The 15,760-nt window shown below is 56.9% G+C and carries 15 protein-coding genes; 8 read left to right on the forward strand and 7 right to left on the reverse strand.

All coding sequences use genetic code 11. The features are described 5' to 3' along the window. Positions 1-218 precede the first annotated feature (218 nt). The 4 genes from HB393_RS10490 to HB393_RS10505 all read left to right on the forward strand — a co-directional run bounded on the left by HB393_RS10490 (position 219) and on the right by HB393_RS10505 (position 5,045). Entirely contained in the window at positions 219-1,802 is a 1,584-nt protein-coding gene (locus HB393_RS10490) for a PQQ-binding-like beta-propeller repeat protein (RefSeq protein WP_345945134.1), read from the forward strand. Positions 1,803-2,301: 499 nt separating this feature from the next. Next, positions 2,302-2,700 (forward strand): PQQ-binding-like beta-propeller repeat protein, encoded by a 399-nt coding sequence (locus HB393_RS10495; protein WP_255550980.1) that lies wholly within the window; start codon positions 2,302-2,304, stop codon positions 2,698-2,700. Continuing rightward, the gene (locus tag HB393_RS10500; RefSeq protein WP_213805109.1) at positions 2,651-3,865 is read left to right on the forward strand and encodes a PQQ-binding-like beta-propeller repeat protein; all 1,215 of its coding nucleotides are present in this window, start codon (positions 2,651-2,653) and stop codon (positions 3,863-3,865) included. Before HB393_RS10495 ends, HB393_RS10500 begins: the two co-directional genes overlap by 50 nt. A gap of 223 nt (positions 3,866-4,088) precedes the next feature. After that, positions 4,089-5,045 (forward strand): aldo/keto reductase, encoded by a 957-nt coding sequence (locus tag HB393_RS10505; protein ID WP_213805110.1) that lies wholly within the window; start codon positions 4,089-4,091, stop codon positions 5,043-5,045. A 360-nt stretch (positions 5,046-5,405) separates the two neighbouring features. Here the strand turns inward: HB393_RS10505 and HB393_RS10510 are convergent, their stop codons facing one another. After that, on the reverse strand, positions 5,406-6,620 hold the full coding sequence (locus HB393_RS10510) for a hypothetical protein (protein WP_213805111.1): 1,215 nt from the start codon (positions 6,618-6,620) through the stop codon (positions 5,406-5,408). Between the two features lie 168 nt (positions 6,621-6,788). Between HB393_RS10510 and HB393_RS10515 the strand changes: the two genes are divergently transcribed. Both HB393_RS10515 and HB393_RS10520 read left to right on the forward strand, forming a co-directional pair. Continuing rightward, on the forward strand, positions 6,789-7,115 hold the full coding sequence (locus HB393_RS10515) for a PilZ domain-containing protein (RefSeq protein WP_345945135.1): 327 nt from the start codon (positions 6,789-6,791) through the stop codon (positions 7,113-7,115). A gap of 3 nt (positions 7,116-7,118) precedes the next feature. Continuing rightward, positions 7,119-7,904 (forward strand): response regulator transcription factor, encoded by a 786-nt coding sequence (locus HB393_RS10520; protein ID WP_213805113.1) that lies wholly within the window; start codon positions 7,119-7,121, stop codon positions 7,902-7,904. 35 nt (positions 7,905-7,939) lie between these two features. Here HB393_RS10520 and HB393_RS10525 read toward each other — a convergent pair whose 3' ends face one another. From HB393_RS10525 to HB393_RS10540, 4 genes are all read right to left on the reverse strand, one after another. Next, positions 7,940-8,527, reverse strand: a complete 588-nt coding sequence (locus HB393_RS10525) for a YceI family protein (protein ID WP_213805114.1) — start codon at positions 8,525-8,527, stop codon at positions 7,940-7,942. A 121-nt stretch (positions 8,528-8,648) separates the two neighbouring features. Next, positions 8,649-9,923, reverse strand: coding sequence for an MFS transporter (locus tag HB393_RS10530; RefSeq protein ID WP_213805115.1), 1,275 nt, complete (start codon positions 9,921-9,923; stop codon positions 8,649-8,651). 452 nt (positions 9,924-10,375) lie between these two features. Further along, positions 10,376-11,305 carry an AraC family transcriptional regulator gene (locus HB393_RS10535; RefSeq protein ID WP_213805116.1) on the reverse strand — a complete coding sequence of 310 codons (930 nt, stop codon included), beginning with the start codon at positions 11,303-11,305 and terminating at the stop codon, positions 10,376-10,378. 155 nt (positions 11,306-11,460) lie between these two features. Then, a complete protein-coding gene (locus HB393_RS10540; RefSeq protein WP_213805117.1) occupies positions 11,461-12,360 on the reverse strand; it encodes an NmrA family NAD(P)-binding protein in 900 nt (299 codons plus the stop codon). Between the two features lie 309 nt (positions 12,361-12,669). Between HB393_RS10540 and HB393_RS10545 the strand changes: the two genes are divergently transcribed. Next, complete coding sequence (locus HB393_RS10545; protein ID WP_213805118.1) at positions 12,670-13,437, forward strand: phenylalanine 4-monooxygenase; 768 nt, start codon at positions 12,670-12,672, stop codon at positions 13,435-13,437. Between the two features lie 140 nt (positions 13,438-13,577). Next, a complete protein-coding gene (locus tag HB393_RS10550; RefSeq protein ID WP_255550970.1) occupies positions 13,578-14,156 on the forward strand; it encodes a DUF296 domain-containing protein in 579 nt (192 codons plus the stop codon). A gap of 210 nt (positions 14,157-14,366) precedes the next feature. Here HB393_RS10550 and cobA read toward each other — a convergent pair whose 3' ends face one another. Both cobA and HB393_RS10560 read right to left on the reverse strand, forming a co-directional pair. Continuing rightward, the gene (cobA, locus tag HB393_RS10555; protein WP_213805119.1) at positions 14,367-15,146 is read right to left on the reverse strand and encodes a uroporphyrinogen-III C-methyltransferase; all 780 of its coding nucleotides are present in this window, start codon (positions 15,144-15,146) and stop codon (positions 14,367-14,369) included. Beyond that, the coding region (locus tag HB393_RS10560) for a bifunctional precorrin-2 dehydrogenase/sirohydrochlorin ferrochelatase (RefSeq protein ID WP_255550971.1) at positions 15,143-15,760 on the reverse strand (618 nt) is incomplete at its 5' end. The genes cobA and HB393_RS10560, both read right to left, overlap by 4 nt.

The following is a 15,760-nucleotide window of genomic DNA, read 5'->3' on the forward strand; positions in this document are numbered from 1 at the left end:
CCGTAAGTAGAGGGCCAAAGTAGATCATGTCTCTCCCTCCCCATAGGAAGGGACGCCTGTATCAATCCTGCCCATAAGGTCCTCCTGGTGGCATACCTCGTTATGTCTCATGACTGGGCGAAGACTGAGATCAATCCTCTCGTGTGCCCACGGCAAGGAACTGCGTCTCCTCTGCGGTGGACATAGCAAGAACCGAGAATTACCTGATAGGAGAAATTGTGAAACTCACTTCTATGGATGTAACTTGCCTTAAATCCGCCTTGTTTCTCTCAGTACTGTGGTGCGGAGCCAACATATCAAGTAGCGCCCAATCCCTGACTACACCAGCATGGCCATCCGCCGGACAGAACCTCAGCAACACCCGTCAACAGCCGAACGAGGCCACCCTCAATCCCTTCAACGTCAAAGGCCTCAAGGTGAAGTGGGTCTTCACCACCGGAAGCAGTGTCTCCGCAACACCCACAGTAAGTCACAACGCCATCTACGCACCCGATTGGGCCGGAAATCTATTTGCAATCCGAGCCGATACCGGCAAACAAATATGGAGCCACCAGGTATCCTCCTACGACGGAATCACCGGAGCCATGTCGAGGATCAGCCCGCTCGTCCTCGACAACGAAGTAGTCATCGGCGACAGCGTAATCGACCGCTCCGCAACGCATCCAGGAGCCAGCGTCATAGCCGTCGATCCTGCCTCCGGGGCCTTGAAGTGGGTCACCAAAGTAGAAGATCATCAGGCGGCAGTGATCACCGGCTCACCCATAGCATTCAATAACATCATCTACGTCGGCGTCTCCTCCAATGAGGAGGGACTGGCAAACGTGGCCGGGTATCCATGTTGCACCTTCCGCGGCAGCTTGGTGGCACTCAACGCCCAGACCGGCGCCCTGCTTTGGAAGACCTTTATCGTTCCCGACAATCAAGGTGCCACCGACGCCTATAGTGGCGGCTCCATCTGGAATCCGCCCGCCATCGATCCAACGCGCGGTCTAATCTACATCGGCACGGGAAACAACTACACCGTTCCCGCAAGTGTCAAAGCCTGCGAAGTAGCCGCTCTCCAGAATAACGATCACCACTCCTGTACCCCTGACGAGGACCACATCGACAGCGTCATGGCGCTCGATCTGAAGACCGGCGCGATTAAATGGTCGACGAAGCTGAATACCTACGATGCCTTCACACTCGCTTGCAGGACCATGCCGCCCGGCGTCGCATGCCCCTCGCCCTCCGGTCCCGACGCCGACCTTACCGCGGGCGGCCCGAACCTGGTCAACAACACGGTCGGCTTCGGTCAAAAGAACGGAATGTACTGGGCCCTCAACCCTGACGATGGACACATCGTCTGGGCGAACCTAGTTGGTCCCGGAAGCGTCGAGGGAGGAATTCAGTGGGGCACCGCTACGGACGGAGATAGAATCTACGTTCCCATCTCAAACTTTAATAACACCAGTTATCTCTTACAGCCGAGTGGTCCTCGAATCAATTGGGGATTCTGGTCCGGTCTGGACGCCAAGAAGGGCAAAATCCTGTGGCAAACCGCGGATCCAGATGCAGGCACCTTCGATACAGGCGCTCCCAGCGTCGCAAATGGAGTCGTATACTTCGGCTCCATGTCCGGAACCATGTACGCTCTCAACGCCAAGACAGGAGCCATCCTCTGGAGCTTTGCCAGCGGCGGCTCCGTGATTGATGCTCCATCCATCGTGGATGGCACCGTCTACTGGGGTTCAGGCTTCCACTCCGCAACCATCCTAGGAAACAACAACAACAAGATCTACGCCTTTAGCTTGGCAAACTAGCAGCTTCACCATCCAGACAAGATTGCTCGCGCCCGACGCGAGCATTCTTGTCTGGATCACCATAAAGAAAAAACAAATCACTTCCTTCATGAACGCCCCAGCATGAATCGCGTCTCCGTAAATTGTCACCATTTTGTATCTTTTTGGAGCAAGGCCCCTCCCGCCTCGAATCCGTTGGAATAGTTCCAGTCTCTGGTGTGTCTTACCCGTCACTGAACTTAGAATGGCCCAGCACAAAAGGCCAAAAGCAGAGCTTTCTCCCTCTCTCCCTCACTAGCAGACTATATAACTTGCCCCATAAGTTTTCCTTACCGGGATAACTCGCCATGTCTCATGGCTGGGGCAACGAGTAGTGAATTTCCGTGATAGTTCGCACTTTGCGAACTACCTGCGATCCATCTCGTGTGTCCGCTGGAATGAGCAGCCTTAGCTCTGCAGTGGAAGAGGAACGAACAAGGAACTACTACCTGATCGGAGAAAGAACTTGAAAGCCAATTCTATGGACGTCTCTCGCCTTAAATACACCTTGCTTCTCTCAATATTATGTTGCGCAGCCAATCTATCGAGCAGCGCTCAATCGCTGGCCGCAGCTACATGGCAATCCGCAGGACAGAACCTCAGTAACACACGTCAACAAGCCAGCGAAACCACTCTCAATACATCAAACGTCAAGGGCCTCAAGGTAAAGTGGACCTTCATCACCGGAGACAGCGTCTCCGCGACACCGACAGTAAGTGGAAACGTAGTCTACTTCCCCGACTGGGCAGGAAACCTATTCGCCGTACAAGCCGACACTGGAAAACAAATCTGGAGCAAAAGTATCGACCTACGATGGCATGAGCGGAGCAATGTCCAGAGTCAGTCCACTCGTTCTCAGCAACGAAGTAATCATCGGTGACAACGTAATCAATCAGTCGGCACATGCGGGTGCCAGCGTCATTGCTGTTGACCCCGCAACCGGCGCTTTGAATTGGGCAACAAAGGTGGACACCCATCCCGCCGCAGTGATCACCGGATCGCCCATCTCCTTCAACAATGTCATCTATGTGGGTGTCTCCTCGGTAGAGGAGGGCTTGGCTGCCGACCCCAGCTATCCATGCTGTACCTTCCGCGGAAGCCTCGTCGCACTCAACGCGCAGACGGGAGCAGTGCTTTGGAAGACCTTCACCGTCCCGGACAATGGTGGCCAGACGAAGGCCTACAGCGGAGGTTCCATCTGGAATCCCCCAGCGATTGATACCACTCGCAATCTGATCTATGTAGGTGCGGGAAACAACTACTCGGTTCCTTCCAGTGTAGAAACCTGCGAAGCAGCCGCGCTGTTGAATAAAAGTACCGCTCCCTGTACTCCGCCGGAAGATCACTTCGACAGCGTCATCGCATTCGACCTGACCACGGGAGCAATGAAATGGTCGACTCAGATGAGCAGCTATGATGCCTGGACGGTCGCTTGCCTCACCGTACCGGTAGGCGTCTCCTGCCCTTCGCCCTTTGGTTCAGACGCGGACCTGTCAGGCGGAGGTCCGAACTTGGTCGGAAATATCGTCGGCTTCGGCCAAAAGAACGGAGTGTATTGGGCTCTTAATCCAGATACAGGCAAGATCGTCTGGAGCACAATGGTCGGTCCCGGCAGCTTGACCGGAGGGGTTGAGTGGGGCAGCGCCACAGACGGAAAGAACGTCTACGTCCCCATCGGAAATTTCGGCCACATCAACTACACTTTGCAACCCAACGGCCCTGTCATCAGTTGGGGGTCATGGGCTGGCCTCGACGTCAAGACCGGCAAGGTCCTATGGCAGACAGCCGATCCACAGGTTGGTGCCTTGGATACAGGCGCTCCGAGTGTGGCAAACGGAGTCGTCTATGTGGGATCCATGTCCGGATCGATGTATGCCCTGAACGCAGCAACAGGAAGCATCCTTTGGAGCTTCGCAAGTGGCGGCTCTGTCGTGGACGCTCCCTCCATCGTCAACGGAACCCTTTACTGGGGCTCAGGATTTCATATCGTCAACCTCATCGGTACGGGCAACAATAAACTCTACGCCTTCAGTCTAGGGAACTAGAAAGCGGGCATAAACGTTCCACCACGCATCAAATGCCTATCTGCAGCGGGTCTTCGAGCACTCCGCGCTTCGTAGTTCACCGCGAAGCGTGGAGGTGCTCGATGGCCTCTCCCTGATTTCGAGGAATCAGGACAGGTATCTGTCCGCATTGCCATGATGAAAATTAGGTTCGATGGTTCATGAATCATCATCGAAACCCATCCCTCCTGCATCGAATCCATTCATGGAAACCAAACAACTCGGCAACTCAGACCTTCACATCACTTCTCTAGGCCTGGGCGCCTGGGCCATCGGCGGAGCCGGTTGGGCCAGCGCATGGGGCCCCCAGGACGACAACGACTCCATCGCCGCAATTCATCGCGCGCTCGATCTCGGCATCAACTGGATCGATACCGCCGCCGTCTACGGCCTCGGACACTCGGAAGAGATCGTCGGCAAGGCCCTCAAATCCACCTCGCACAAGCCGTATGTCTTCACCAAGTGCGAACGGGTCTGGGATAAAGATGGCGACATCACCGGCTCTATGAAGGACATCCGCCGCGAGGCCGAGGACAGCCTTCGCCGTCTTCAGGTCGAGGCGATCGATCTCTACCAGGTTCACTGGCCGATTCCCGACGAAGACCTTGAAGAAGGCTGGTCCACCATGGCCGACCTCCAGCGCGAGGGGAAGGTTCGCTGGATCGGCACCTCCAACTACAGCGTCTCGCAACTGGAGCGCGCCCTCAAGATCGCTCCCATCACCTCCAACCAGCCGCCCTACTCCATGATCAATCGCGCCGCGGAGCCCGAGATCCTCCCCTTCTGCCTCAAGAACGGAATCGGCACCATCAACTACGCGCCGATGCACTCCGGTCTGCTCACCGGTGCCATGAGCAAGGAGCGTGTCGCCGCCCTCCCTCTCGACGACTTCCGTCGCACCGCCAAAAACTACCAGGAGCCGTACCTCACCCGAAACCTGGCCATCGCGGACCACCTCAAGACCATCGCAGCCCGCCACGGCGTCGCCGCGGGAGTCATCGCGATCGCCTGGACCCTCCACAACCCTGCGGTCACCGCCTCAATCGTCGGCGCTCGCGGTCCCAAACAGGTCGACGGAACCATCCCCGCCGCAACCTTCCGTCTCACCGACGCCGAGTATGCCGAGATCAACGCTTTCCTGGCCGCCAACCCAGCGCCCTAAAACCCTGCGAAAGCTGTCAAGCCCTGCAACCCGGAGAAAGTCATCCGCGTTGGTCTCAACTGAAAGAAAAAGAACAACTTGCCCTTCAAAAATAAGTAAGACAAAAGTGGCACTTTAGTTATGGTCAAACTCGTAAAATAGAACTAGAAAGATCAGGCCCGCCCTCATAAAAGGCGGGCCTGATCTTTTAGACCTGACAAACCGGAGGGGACGTACTTAACCTGTTTGTTTGAACGGATTTGGCCGTAACCCTTTTGTTTCTTAGATTTTGGCGCGCCTTTCCTGCCGTAAGTGGCTGAAACGAAAACGCTTGCGCCCAGGCAAGGGGGGAGGGGGCATGGGGAGCCAGAGGGTAGACGCCTAGGCGAGGCTGCGAGGGAACAGCGCAGCCGACCCGCCCACCCACCCCTGGTCCCGGTTATGATCGACCCCCATCATCATCCCCCGCCCCAGGCGGACGAGACCGATGGTCGGCTCCATCGTCCCACCGTCGGGCCAGACGTACAGAACCCTCACCTCCGCTTGGGTGAGCCCCTCCGGAGTCTGGATCACAGGCTCAAAGGAGACTCTCTCCTGCATCAGGTAGAGACGCCGCTCCCCTACGGGAATCGCGGCCAGCTCCGCGTCGGTAGGCGCGAACTTGATCCCTTTGCCGGCAAAAGAGTAGAGCGGCTTCAGCAGCACCCGCTCCCGCTCCTCCGGCAAGTCGGAGTTCCCGGCGAACCACTCGTCCAGAAACACCGCCTTCGGAACTGAGGGATGGTTGAGGTAGGGAAGTGAGAGTTTGCTGATCTGGAAGTACCAGTTCGGATGGCCAGCCCACTCGACGTCCAGATCGTCTCGAAGGTCGAAGGCCAGTCGGGTACCCTTGCGTTCCATCTCGTCCGCAATGGCGCGGTTGAAGATGCGGTGAATCGGAATCCACCGCCCACCCTTCTGGTAGAACAGCCGCTCGCCTTCCTTGCGGAGCTTTGTGATATCGACGGTCGCGATGCCGAGCTTGTCCTCATAGACCTTGAAGTCCGGGAGCGTCTTCTGTCCATCTGGCTCAACCTCGGTAAGGACAACGTTCTCCGGATCGTGTCCGCCCAGAATGACCTCGCCAAGCAGCCGCCAGTAACTGGCCTTGGTACGTTTGCCCAGCAGCCACTCGAGATTCTCCGAAAGGCCGAACGTCTCGATGTACTGCTGAGAGAGAAGGCTCTGATAGCCAAAGATCGAGGGGAAAGCCTGTAACTCCACGAGCTTTGGCTCCAGCGAACCATCGGCTTTTTTGACGAAGCCAAAATCTACCGTCATAAAGTGCGGATGATCGCTCCAGCCGCTGACGCGATACGTATCAGGAATAGCGTCGCGAGAGACCTTAAGGTAGGCTGGACTATCGAGAAGTTGGTTGGTTAATTCAACGCCAATAGCCGCCAATTTATCGATAACTTCTCGCGCGAAGAAGCACGGTGTCTCGCAGACCCGGAACGGAATCTCAACACCGGTTTTGCGGCTCAAGTCGCGCCGAAGCGCCTTATAACCTTCGTCTGTAAAGCGAAGATTGAACTCGTTCCGGTAGGGTTGAAGCATGGGTGCTAGTGTAATCCGTCCGACCTATGCAGCCCTCCGCATTGTTAGGCACCATAGCTCGGAAAGTAGCTGAAATATCTCATGCGAATCACGACGAGGTACGATAAACTCCTGTTAATCGATCAGCAGTCGGGGTGGCCGCCACCAGTCGGCCGGAAAAGAGGACGTGTGGCTCGTCAGCAGAAGCCAGACGGGGAAAATCCCGTACGTACTGCAGTACGTTTTCCGATGAAGCTGGCCCTTCGCGTTCATAGCGCTCAGGGTGAATTGGACGCAGTGACTGAAAATATCTCCGCGAACGGCTTGCTCTTCGTCGGTGAGATTTTGCCCGCAGTCAATTCCAGAATTGAATTCACGATTGCGATGCCTTCGTCCGTGATGGGTTCACAGAGAGACGTGACAATCCATTGCGTCGGCCGCGTCGTACGTCATCAGATGCATGGCGATACCAAGCAGGCGGCTGCGGTGATCGACGAATACTTCCTAAAGGCCTGAACTATGACGGTTGTAAATTTTGGTCAGACTCAGAACCACGAGAAAGATCATGAAGAAAACGGTATAGCAGCGCCAGGGATTCGGGTTATTCTGGCTGACTCGCAAGCTATCTACCGTGTCGGAATGAAGAAGATCTTTGCGATTGAAGATGACATTCGGGTTGTCGCTCAGGTGGAGACGCTTACCAACCTCTATTCAGCACTCCAGCGCTATCCAACCGACGTAGTGTTATTGGAAGGGCAACTGATCGCGGGAACGATCGACGCAATACCAGAGCTTGTTCGTCAGGCTCCCGATGCCAAACTCATCGTACAGGTCACAGAGACCGACGAATCAAACACGGTCGAACTCTACCGCCGCGGCGTTCGCGGCGTTGTGCCGCGCTCCATCTCGCCCGATCTGCTGGTCAAATGTATTCGTAAGATCGCAGATGGCGAAACCTGGATCGATAACCAATCCATCAGTTGGGTCATCGAAGCATACCGTTCCCAGGCAACGACGCTAACAGACCCGAAGGTTCAGCCCAAGCTCTCCAAGAAGGAACTTGCGATTATCAGTTGCATTACTCGCGGAATGCGTAACAAAGAGATCGCTTACCAGATTGGCACGACCGAGCAGGTGATCAAGAACTACCTGCGGAAGGTATACGACAAACTCGGCGTCTCGGACCGCTTGGAACTAGCTCTCTATTGTCTCCACCACGAGCTCCTGAAGAAATATGTACAGGACTCCGAATCGACCACCTTCACCCAGCAGGAGCCATCCCAACCGCTCCGCGCAAAAATGTAACCGAAGAGGACTCCTGAGAGTCCTCTTCGGTTCTCCTACTGTTTGTCGATCTCAAGATCGATCGTGAACTTGATTTCATCGCCGATCGTTGGACTTGCAGAAGATTTCGTTCCAAACTCAAAATCCTTCCGACTGATCAATCCGCTAGCCGAAAACCCACTAATCGTAACTCCTTTGGGAGTCTTCTGAGGCGCGCTCGGACCATCGATATCGAGCGTTACGCTCTTGGTCACTCCAGCCAACGTCAGATCTCCGACCAGCTTTAGCTTGCCAGGTGTTCCAGTAATCGCAGTGGATTTGAAGAGTAACTGAGGATACTTCGCAACATCGAAGAAGTCAGGAGACTTCAGATGCTTATCGCGAGCTTCAGTACCAGTATTGACTGTCGCTGCATCGGCAGAGGCGTTGATCGTGGACTTTGTGATGTCCTTCTCGTCTTGCACAATCGTACCTTTGACTCCTCCGATCGATCCGCGAACAGTGCTGACAGCCAGGTGACGAACCTGGAAGTTGACGTTGGAGTGCGCTGTATCGATAGTCCAGGTTGAAGTCTGGGCCTTGAGAGGAGCGCTGGCGAGAGTCGCTCCGGCGAATGCAAAGGCCAGGAAGAATTTAGTTCTCATCGTGATGTCGTCCTCGTGCTTCTTTCTGATTGATTAGATATTTTGGAGAGCGTCTTAGAATATCTGCATCTTCAGAGTCTATGCGAACTTCTTTGGAGAAGCTTCACATTCGGCAGCAAGGCTATCGTTCGACAACGGTTAGGTTAGCTCCTTTTGCCTCGGATCCTAAGGCAGTCACGACTGCTACTAGTAAGGCGACGATTACGACGGTTCCAGTGAGTGCCATATTCAGCATTCCGCCTGAGAAGCGATTCGCGAAGGCTGCCTGGAAGACGCTGTTGCGGGATGAAAATAGATTGCCGAGTTGGTAGGCGAGTCCGGGGAAGATGGCTCGGACGGGACCGGGAGAGAGTTCGTTGAGGTGGGCTGGAATGACTCCCCACGCGCCTTGCACCATGAATTGCATCAGGAAGCCTCCGATGGCTAGGGTGGCGACGGAGTGGGACCAGGCCCAAAGTGGGACCATCGGGAGGGCGAGCAGCGCGGCGAGGATGATGGTCTTCTTGCGTCCGAGGCGTTCAGAGATTGTGCCACAGCAGATTCCTCCTAAGAGCGCTCCGATGTTGGCGATGACCACGATGAAGCCTACGGAGCGTGGTGCTAGAGCGTGATCTTTTTCTAGGAAAGTTGGGTAGAGGTCCTGGGTTCCGTGGCTGAAGGAGGTGAACATGGTCATCAGGACGATGAGGAAGAGGAAGGATGGGAGGTAGGTAAGGATTTCCTTCCACTTCGCTCCCTGCACGCGTGGGGCACTGCGTTCGAGCGCGCGGGCGTCTTTGCCGGCGAGCCAGGCGGGGGACTCCTTTACCTTGAAGCGGAGGTAGAAGGCCAGGAGGGAGGGCAGGGCTCCGATCATGAACATGACGCGCCAGGGGGTGAACATTCCCGTCCCGTGGAGGTGGGGGAAGAGGAGGCCGTAGAGGGCGGCTGCCATCAGATTGCCGACGACGTAGCCCTCTTGCAGGAGACCGGAGAAGAAGCCTCGGTTGGTGGGAGGCAGGGTCTCCAGGGCTAGAGCGGCTCCGACGCCCCACTCGCCGCCCATCGCGATGCCGAAGAAGGCGCGGCAGATCAGGAAGGTTCCGAGCGACGGCGCGAAGGCGGAGGCCAGCTCGAAGACCGAGAAGGCGACTACGTTCAGCATCAGGGTCGGACGGCGGCCGAAGCGCTCGGCCATGAGGCCGAAGAGGAGAGCTCCGACGGGGCGCATGACGAGGGTCCAAAAGATGGCCTCGGCGACCTCTTTAACTCCTACGTGGAACTCGCCGGCGATTGCCTTGACGCATAACGTCAGGAGGAAGAAGTCGAAGGCATCCATGCTCCAACCCAGGAAGCAGGCGGTAAAGGTGTTTCTTTGTATGGGGGTAAGGGAGCGCAACTCTCGTAGAAGGGCCATGATGTCCTTGATGAACGATATCGTTGCATCCTAGCATTGCTCCTTTGCCACCCCTTCCTCACCTTCGCAACCGACCCCCACCCCCACCCCCCCTTGCCCGCGTATAAGCGGTTTGTTTTGTTGCGGATAGCGTGGAAGGTCTGCGCTAAAATATTCCAAACAAAGGGCTTGCGTCCAAATAAGTCTCCTGCAATGAGTTAGACCCGGCATGGTTCGCCGGGCCTGACTCGTTCCTTCTTGTTTCAATCTCTGTACTTCTATTTTACCGAGGCGGCCATAACTAAAGTGCCACTTTTGCCGGGGAAATTTTGTTTGTGTATGTGATTGAATGGGCAGTGGTTAGGCTTTGGATTGCGTCGCTGGGGTGGTTCTTGGGGCTTGACAGGAAATTGGTTGGAAGGCGTAACGGTAATTCAAGGGATAACTGCTTGATAAGAGCTTAAAGAGCTTGGTCAAAGTGGTTTGTTTGTTTCGTGTTTGGGATCTTTGTTTGAGGTTTGCTTTCTGAAGCTGGCTGGGGTAACTCCGAGCCGGACACGAAAGACGTCTGTCATATGGGATTGGCTTGCGAATCCACACTGTGTGGCGACTTCGACCAAGCTGTTGGTACGGCGTTGCAGAAGCTCTTGGGCTTTCAGGAGACGGCTCTCGAGGACGTATTGATGTGGGGTCTGGCCGGTTGCGGCCCGAAAGACGCGGTGGAAGTGGGTTGTACTGCAGCCGACTTCCTGGGCGATGCGGTCCAAGCTTAGATTTTCGTGAAGATGAGCTTCGATCAGGTCTTTGACCCTCCGAAGGAGGGGAACTGACAATGTGTTCTCCCGCCGAAGCGAGTTCGTCTGAAGAGGGAATTTGTTGATTATAGCCAGACGCAGGATGAGCGCATTGAGAAGAGAGTCGCTGTACAGGCGGCCAGAGGGTGCACCTTCTTTCGCTTCTTTGTGCAGGAGTGAGATAAGCGTGGTTGCGGGCTCGTCTCTCTGGCCGATCGCAAAGCGTACATCTGCTCTTGCAAAGATCTCGGAGTCGTCTTCAAAGAGGGACTGGACGAAGGACTTTTCGATGAAGACCAAGAAGAAGGCCCCCGGCGTCAATAGCCGTATCCGTGGATTGGATTCGGAGGGGATGATACATAGATCGCTGCGCCGCTTTCGGTAAGACTTTAATCCGTATCCGCGGTCGTACTCCCCCGTGGCATGTGGCGAAAGAAGCTGCACCATCAGATGGCAATGTTGGGGCAGCGTCTCTAACGCCTGTTCTACAAAGACATCAGGCGGGAACTCTCTGTGGATCACGGAGACGGAAGGAGTGAGTATGTAAGGGTTCTCCTCTGTCTCATTCAAAGCGGGTTGAAGAGGCTCAGGGCATTCTCCTGGGGTCATCTGTACTCCTTAGCTGCTTCGCAGCGGGCCGTTTTGATGAACGGTCTAGTGAAGAAAATATTCCAAGCGTGTTTCTTTCAGCCGACACGCGCTCCTCCGTTACAGGGCTAAGAACATGCACGGCTCGGATTTCTTCGCCGTCTTTCTCTCAGCGCTTAAGCGAGGTGTGTCTCTAGAAGTTCACGCACAGAGGTCCAATGGAGGTCAGGATAGCGCTGGTTGTCGAACGGCTCTACTTCGGCAGCCCCGCTAAACATTGTCCTTACGGACATCATGCTCTGCCACTCAGGATAAAGCTCTGTCTTGTTCGGCTTCCAGCCGAGTTGGAGCACGGAGACGATTTCACTTAGATCGGAGATGCTGCCTGCCTGGATCAGTTCAAAGGGAGCTCCGGTAACCTCCTCCGCAACGGCGGCGAGTTCGCGGGCACTGATGCGTTCCCCGACGATCCGCAGCGTTCCGGGGGTTGACTCGTCCAACGCTGCGAGCGCGGTGAAGGCGGCGACGTCGCCGAGCCTTGTAAATTCCAGTTTGTAGTCGGGATCTCCCCAGCAGGTCACGGTTCGGTCCTCCAGGTTGAAGGCGGGGGAGGGGCTGAGAAGCAGATCCATAAAGGTTCCGGTCAAGATCGACGTCGAGGGGATTGCCTGATTATTAAGACTGAAGTCCCGACGAAGATCCAAGGTGCGATCTTCGTGTCGTGGCCATTTTTTGTAGTCGAATGAGAAGTCCGATGGGATAAAGCGGGGCACGGAGGCTTTAATGCTTCCTTCCAAGAGAGTCTGCTGCGTGTCGACGATTACGTCGCGCAGGCCTAAGAGGGCAGAGACGACGCAGGAGGCACCCTCGCAGACCTTCGCAACCTGATCTGGGTTACGGAGGTTGACTTCTACGATGGCTGCTCCGGAGTTTTTCAGTATCTCGCGTTTGGCCTTGGTTGTACTGGGGCGAACGAGAGCTCTTACTGTGGCTCCTTCTTTGATGAGTGATTTTACGATTTGGCCACCGAGGTTTCCGGTGGCCCCGGCGACGACGATTGTCGTACTGTCGGGCATTCCATGTCTCCTTTTGCCTGCAGTGCTTTGTGGCGTAGTGACTCGGCTGCGGGCGAGACATCGTGCATGCAAGAGCTCACTTTCCAACGCTGCGAGAGTGTTGCACGCTCCTGCTCTGCAACCGCAGGCTAGGTCGATGTTGGCTGTATGGGGAAAATAAAGATTCCATAAAACGCCTATATTTCCATAAAACGATCAATTTGTTGTAAGCCGTTGATATTCCTAAAATCAGGAGAGTGCGAGGGTTAGTTGGAAGGATGTATCCTTTTCGCTCAAGAGAATGGGAACGGTGGCGGAGAGCAGGTATCTATGCCGGTGTTGAGCAAGCTGGAGCAGGCGCAGAGCAGGTTATCGGTAGCGGCCTCTTTTCTGATCGAACAGGACTGGACAGCCTACACGGCGGAGCAGCATGGGTTGTGGGCGGAGCTGGTGAGCCGGAGGATGCCACAGTTACGGGCGTCGGCTTGCCGGGAGTATCTGGAGGGGTTTGAGCTGATCGGGTTGAAGGAGGATGCGTTGCCGGAGCTGGCTGCCGTAAGCGTGAGGCTGGAGCCGAGGACGGGGTGGCAGTCGACTCCGGTGAACGGCTTTCTTCCGGCGGATGCGTTCTTCGAGATGCTGGCGGCGAGGATGTTTCCGACGACGACGTGGCTGCGGAGCAGGGAGAGCATGGAGTACACGCCGGAGCCGGATATCTTTCATGACGTCTTCGGGCATGTGCCGATGCATGCTCATCCGGTGTTTGCGGACTTTCTGCAGCGTTATGGGCAGATCTGTTCGGCGTTAATCGCAGATCCGGTGGCGCTGGAGAGGATGGGGCGGCTGTTCTGGTTTACGGTAGAGTTTGGCTTGATACGGCAGGACGGGGATGTGAAGGTCTATGGGAGTGGGCTGATCAGCTCGCATGGGGAGTGTACGCGGGTGCTGGCGGGTGGGTGCGAGGTGAAGGACTTCGACCTCGATGCTGTGCTGGAGACGAAGGTCGATACGGGGGCGATGCAGCCGGTGTTGTATGCGGTGGAGTCGTTCGAGCAGATCTTCGAGGCGGCTAAGGTGGCGGGGGGGCGTTTAGGGTAAGGCGTAACGGTGATTCGGGGGATGAACGGCTGATAAGAGCAAAGACAACGGCAAAGGCAAAGGCTTAACACCGATTTTAAGAACGATGACACCGATTTTTGTTGGTTACTTTTTGATTTTGGGATGGGAGAGTTTTGATTATGCGGGTAGTTTTTCTTTTGGTTTTATTGATGGGGGTTTCGGGGTTGGGGTTTGGGCAGGGGGTTGGGTCTGCGGTGGGTGGTGGGGAGGAGACGATTCTTCCTACTCGGCCGATTCCTTCGGGGCTGGCTCCGGGGATGCAGGTGAAGTTGGTGAAGGATACGGCAGACGAGAAGGTGTATGCCGTGGTCTTTCAGAAGGGCGATGAGGTGTTAAGTGGGCTGACGGACTTTGCGATTCAGCACAAGGTGGAGGATGCGCACTTTACCGGCATTGGCGCGGTGAGTGGAGCTACGTTGGGTTGGCTGAATCTGGGGCGGAAGGTGTATCACGCGATTCAGGTGAAGGAGCAGGTGGAGGTGCTCTCGATGATGGGGGATGTCGCGACCTTCAACGGGAGGCCAGTGGTCCATACGCATGTTGTGCTGGGGAAGCATGACGGGTCTACCGTGGGAGGGCATCTGTGGGAGATGCATGTGAACCCTACGCTGGAGGTGTTCGTTACGGTAAATAGCGTGCCGCTGCGGAAGAGGCCGGATGAGGCTTCGGGGATGAAGGTGATTGACCCTACTCAGTAGGGTGACTGTGGATTTCGTGGATGGGCGGATGAAGGCGTAACGGTGATTATGGGGATAAAAAACTGATAAGAGCTAAGGCAAAGGTTAACTGCAACTGCAACTGCAACTGCAAAGGCCTAACACCGATTTAAAACGATGACACCGATTTTTTATGGCGCCGATTTTTGAGCTTTGGGTGTTTAGTGGTGGGTGGTTTTGGTTGAGTGTTGGTTATGGCTTTGGGTTTGTTTGGATGGCTTGGCCGATTAGGAGGAGGACTGGGGCTGGGCCTATGGGGGCGGTACCAAGGTGTTCCAGGGTGGTGGGGCAGACGTGTTCGTCGGGGGTGGAGGCTTTGCTGACGGCGACGCAGGGGGTGGTGGGTGGGATGCCGGATTCGATGAGGCTGGCGGCGAGGGTGGTGAAGTCGCGGCCGGGCATGTAGAGGACGAGGGTGGAGTCGTCGGGGAAGGCTCCGGACCACATTTGTGAGGGCGTCAGGGTGACTTTGCCGGCGGCGTGGTGGGCGGTGGCGAGGATGAGCTTGCTGGCGGCGTTGCGGTCGGTGAGGGGCGTTTGCAGGGAGGCGGCTACGGCGAAGGCGGCGGTGATGCCGGGGACGATCTCGAAGGGGAGGCTGTGTTCGCGGAGGAAGGCGATCTCTTCGCCGGCGCGGCCGAAGACGAGGGGGTCGCCGGATTTGAGGCGGAGTACGGAACTGCCGGGTTCGCCGTCTTTGGAGCTGGCGTGTTGGAGCATGAGGTCATGGATGCCAGCCTGTGTGATGCGAGGCTGGCCGCAGCGTTTGCCGACGGGGATGATGAGGGCGGTGGGGCTGGCGAGGTCGAGGACGGCGTCGGAGACGAGGTCGTCGGGGAGGATGACGTCGCAGGTGCGGAGGAGGTGGGCGGCGCGGAGGGTGAGGAGCGACGGATCGCCGGGACCTGCGCCAACGAGGTAGACGTGGCCGGGTTGGGCGTCCAGGTCGCTGTTCTGGGGGTTGGAGCTCATGCTTCGTCCTCTAGTTCGGAGAGTACAGGGAGGGGATTGGTCTTGGCGTGCTCGCGAGCGAGGGTGCGGGAGGGGCAGCCGTCGTAGCCGCAGACCTCGCGGGAGGCGAGCTGGTGGAGGAGGAGCTTGCGGGAGTCGTTGAGGGGCTCGGCGGCGACGACCTCGCGGCGGAGGTTGCCGAGGTCGGCGAGCCAGTCGCCGGTGTCGAGGGGGAGCTGGGCGTTGATCTCCTTGCGGAGGCGCTGGGCGAGGGCGGGACTGGCTCCGGCGGTGGAGATGGCGATCTGGAGGTCGCCACGGCGGACGACGGAGGGGAAGTAGAAGTCGCAGAAGGGTGGGTCGTCGACGGCGTTGCAGAGGACGTTGGCGGCGGTGGCCTCGTGGTAGACGGCGCGGTTGACGGCGGGGACGTTGGTGGCGGTGACGACGAGGAACCAGGCGGGGACGGGGTTGGAGACGTCTCCGGGGGCGAAGGGGCGGGGGGTGTCCCCGCTCCCCCCCGCGGCCGCGCGGGCGAGCATGGGGGGGGTCGGCCGGGGAGCGGCGGCCGGGCCCTCGCCGTTCGCGGCGCCGGGGGACGCGGCGCTGGGATCGTCGTGGGTGCTGGGCGCCGT

The organism is Granulicella sp. dw_53 (assembly GCF_018449545.1).
Lineage (GTDB): Bacteria > Acidobacteriota > Terriglobia > Terriglobales > Acidobacteriaceae > Edaphobacter.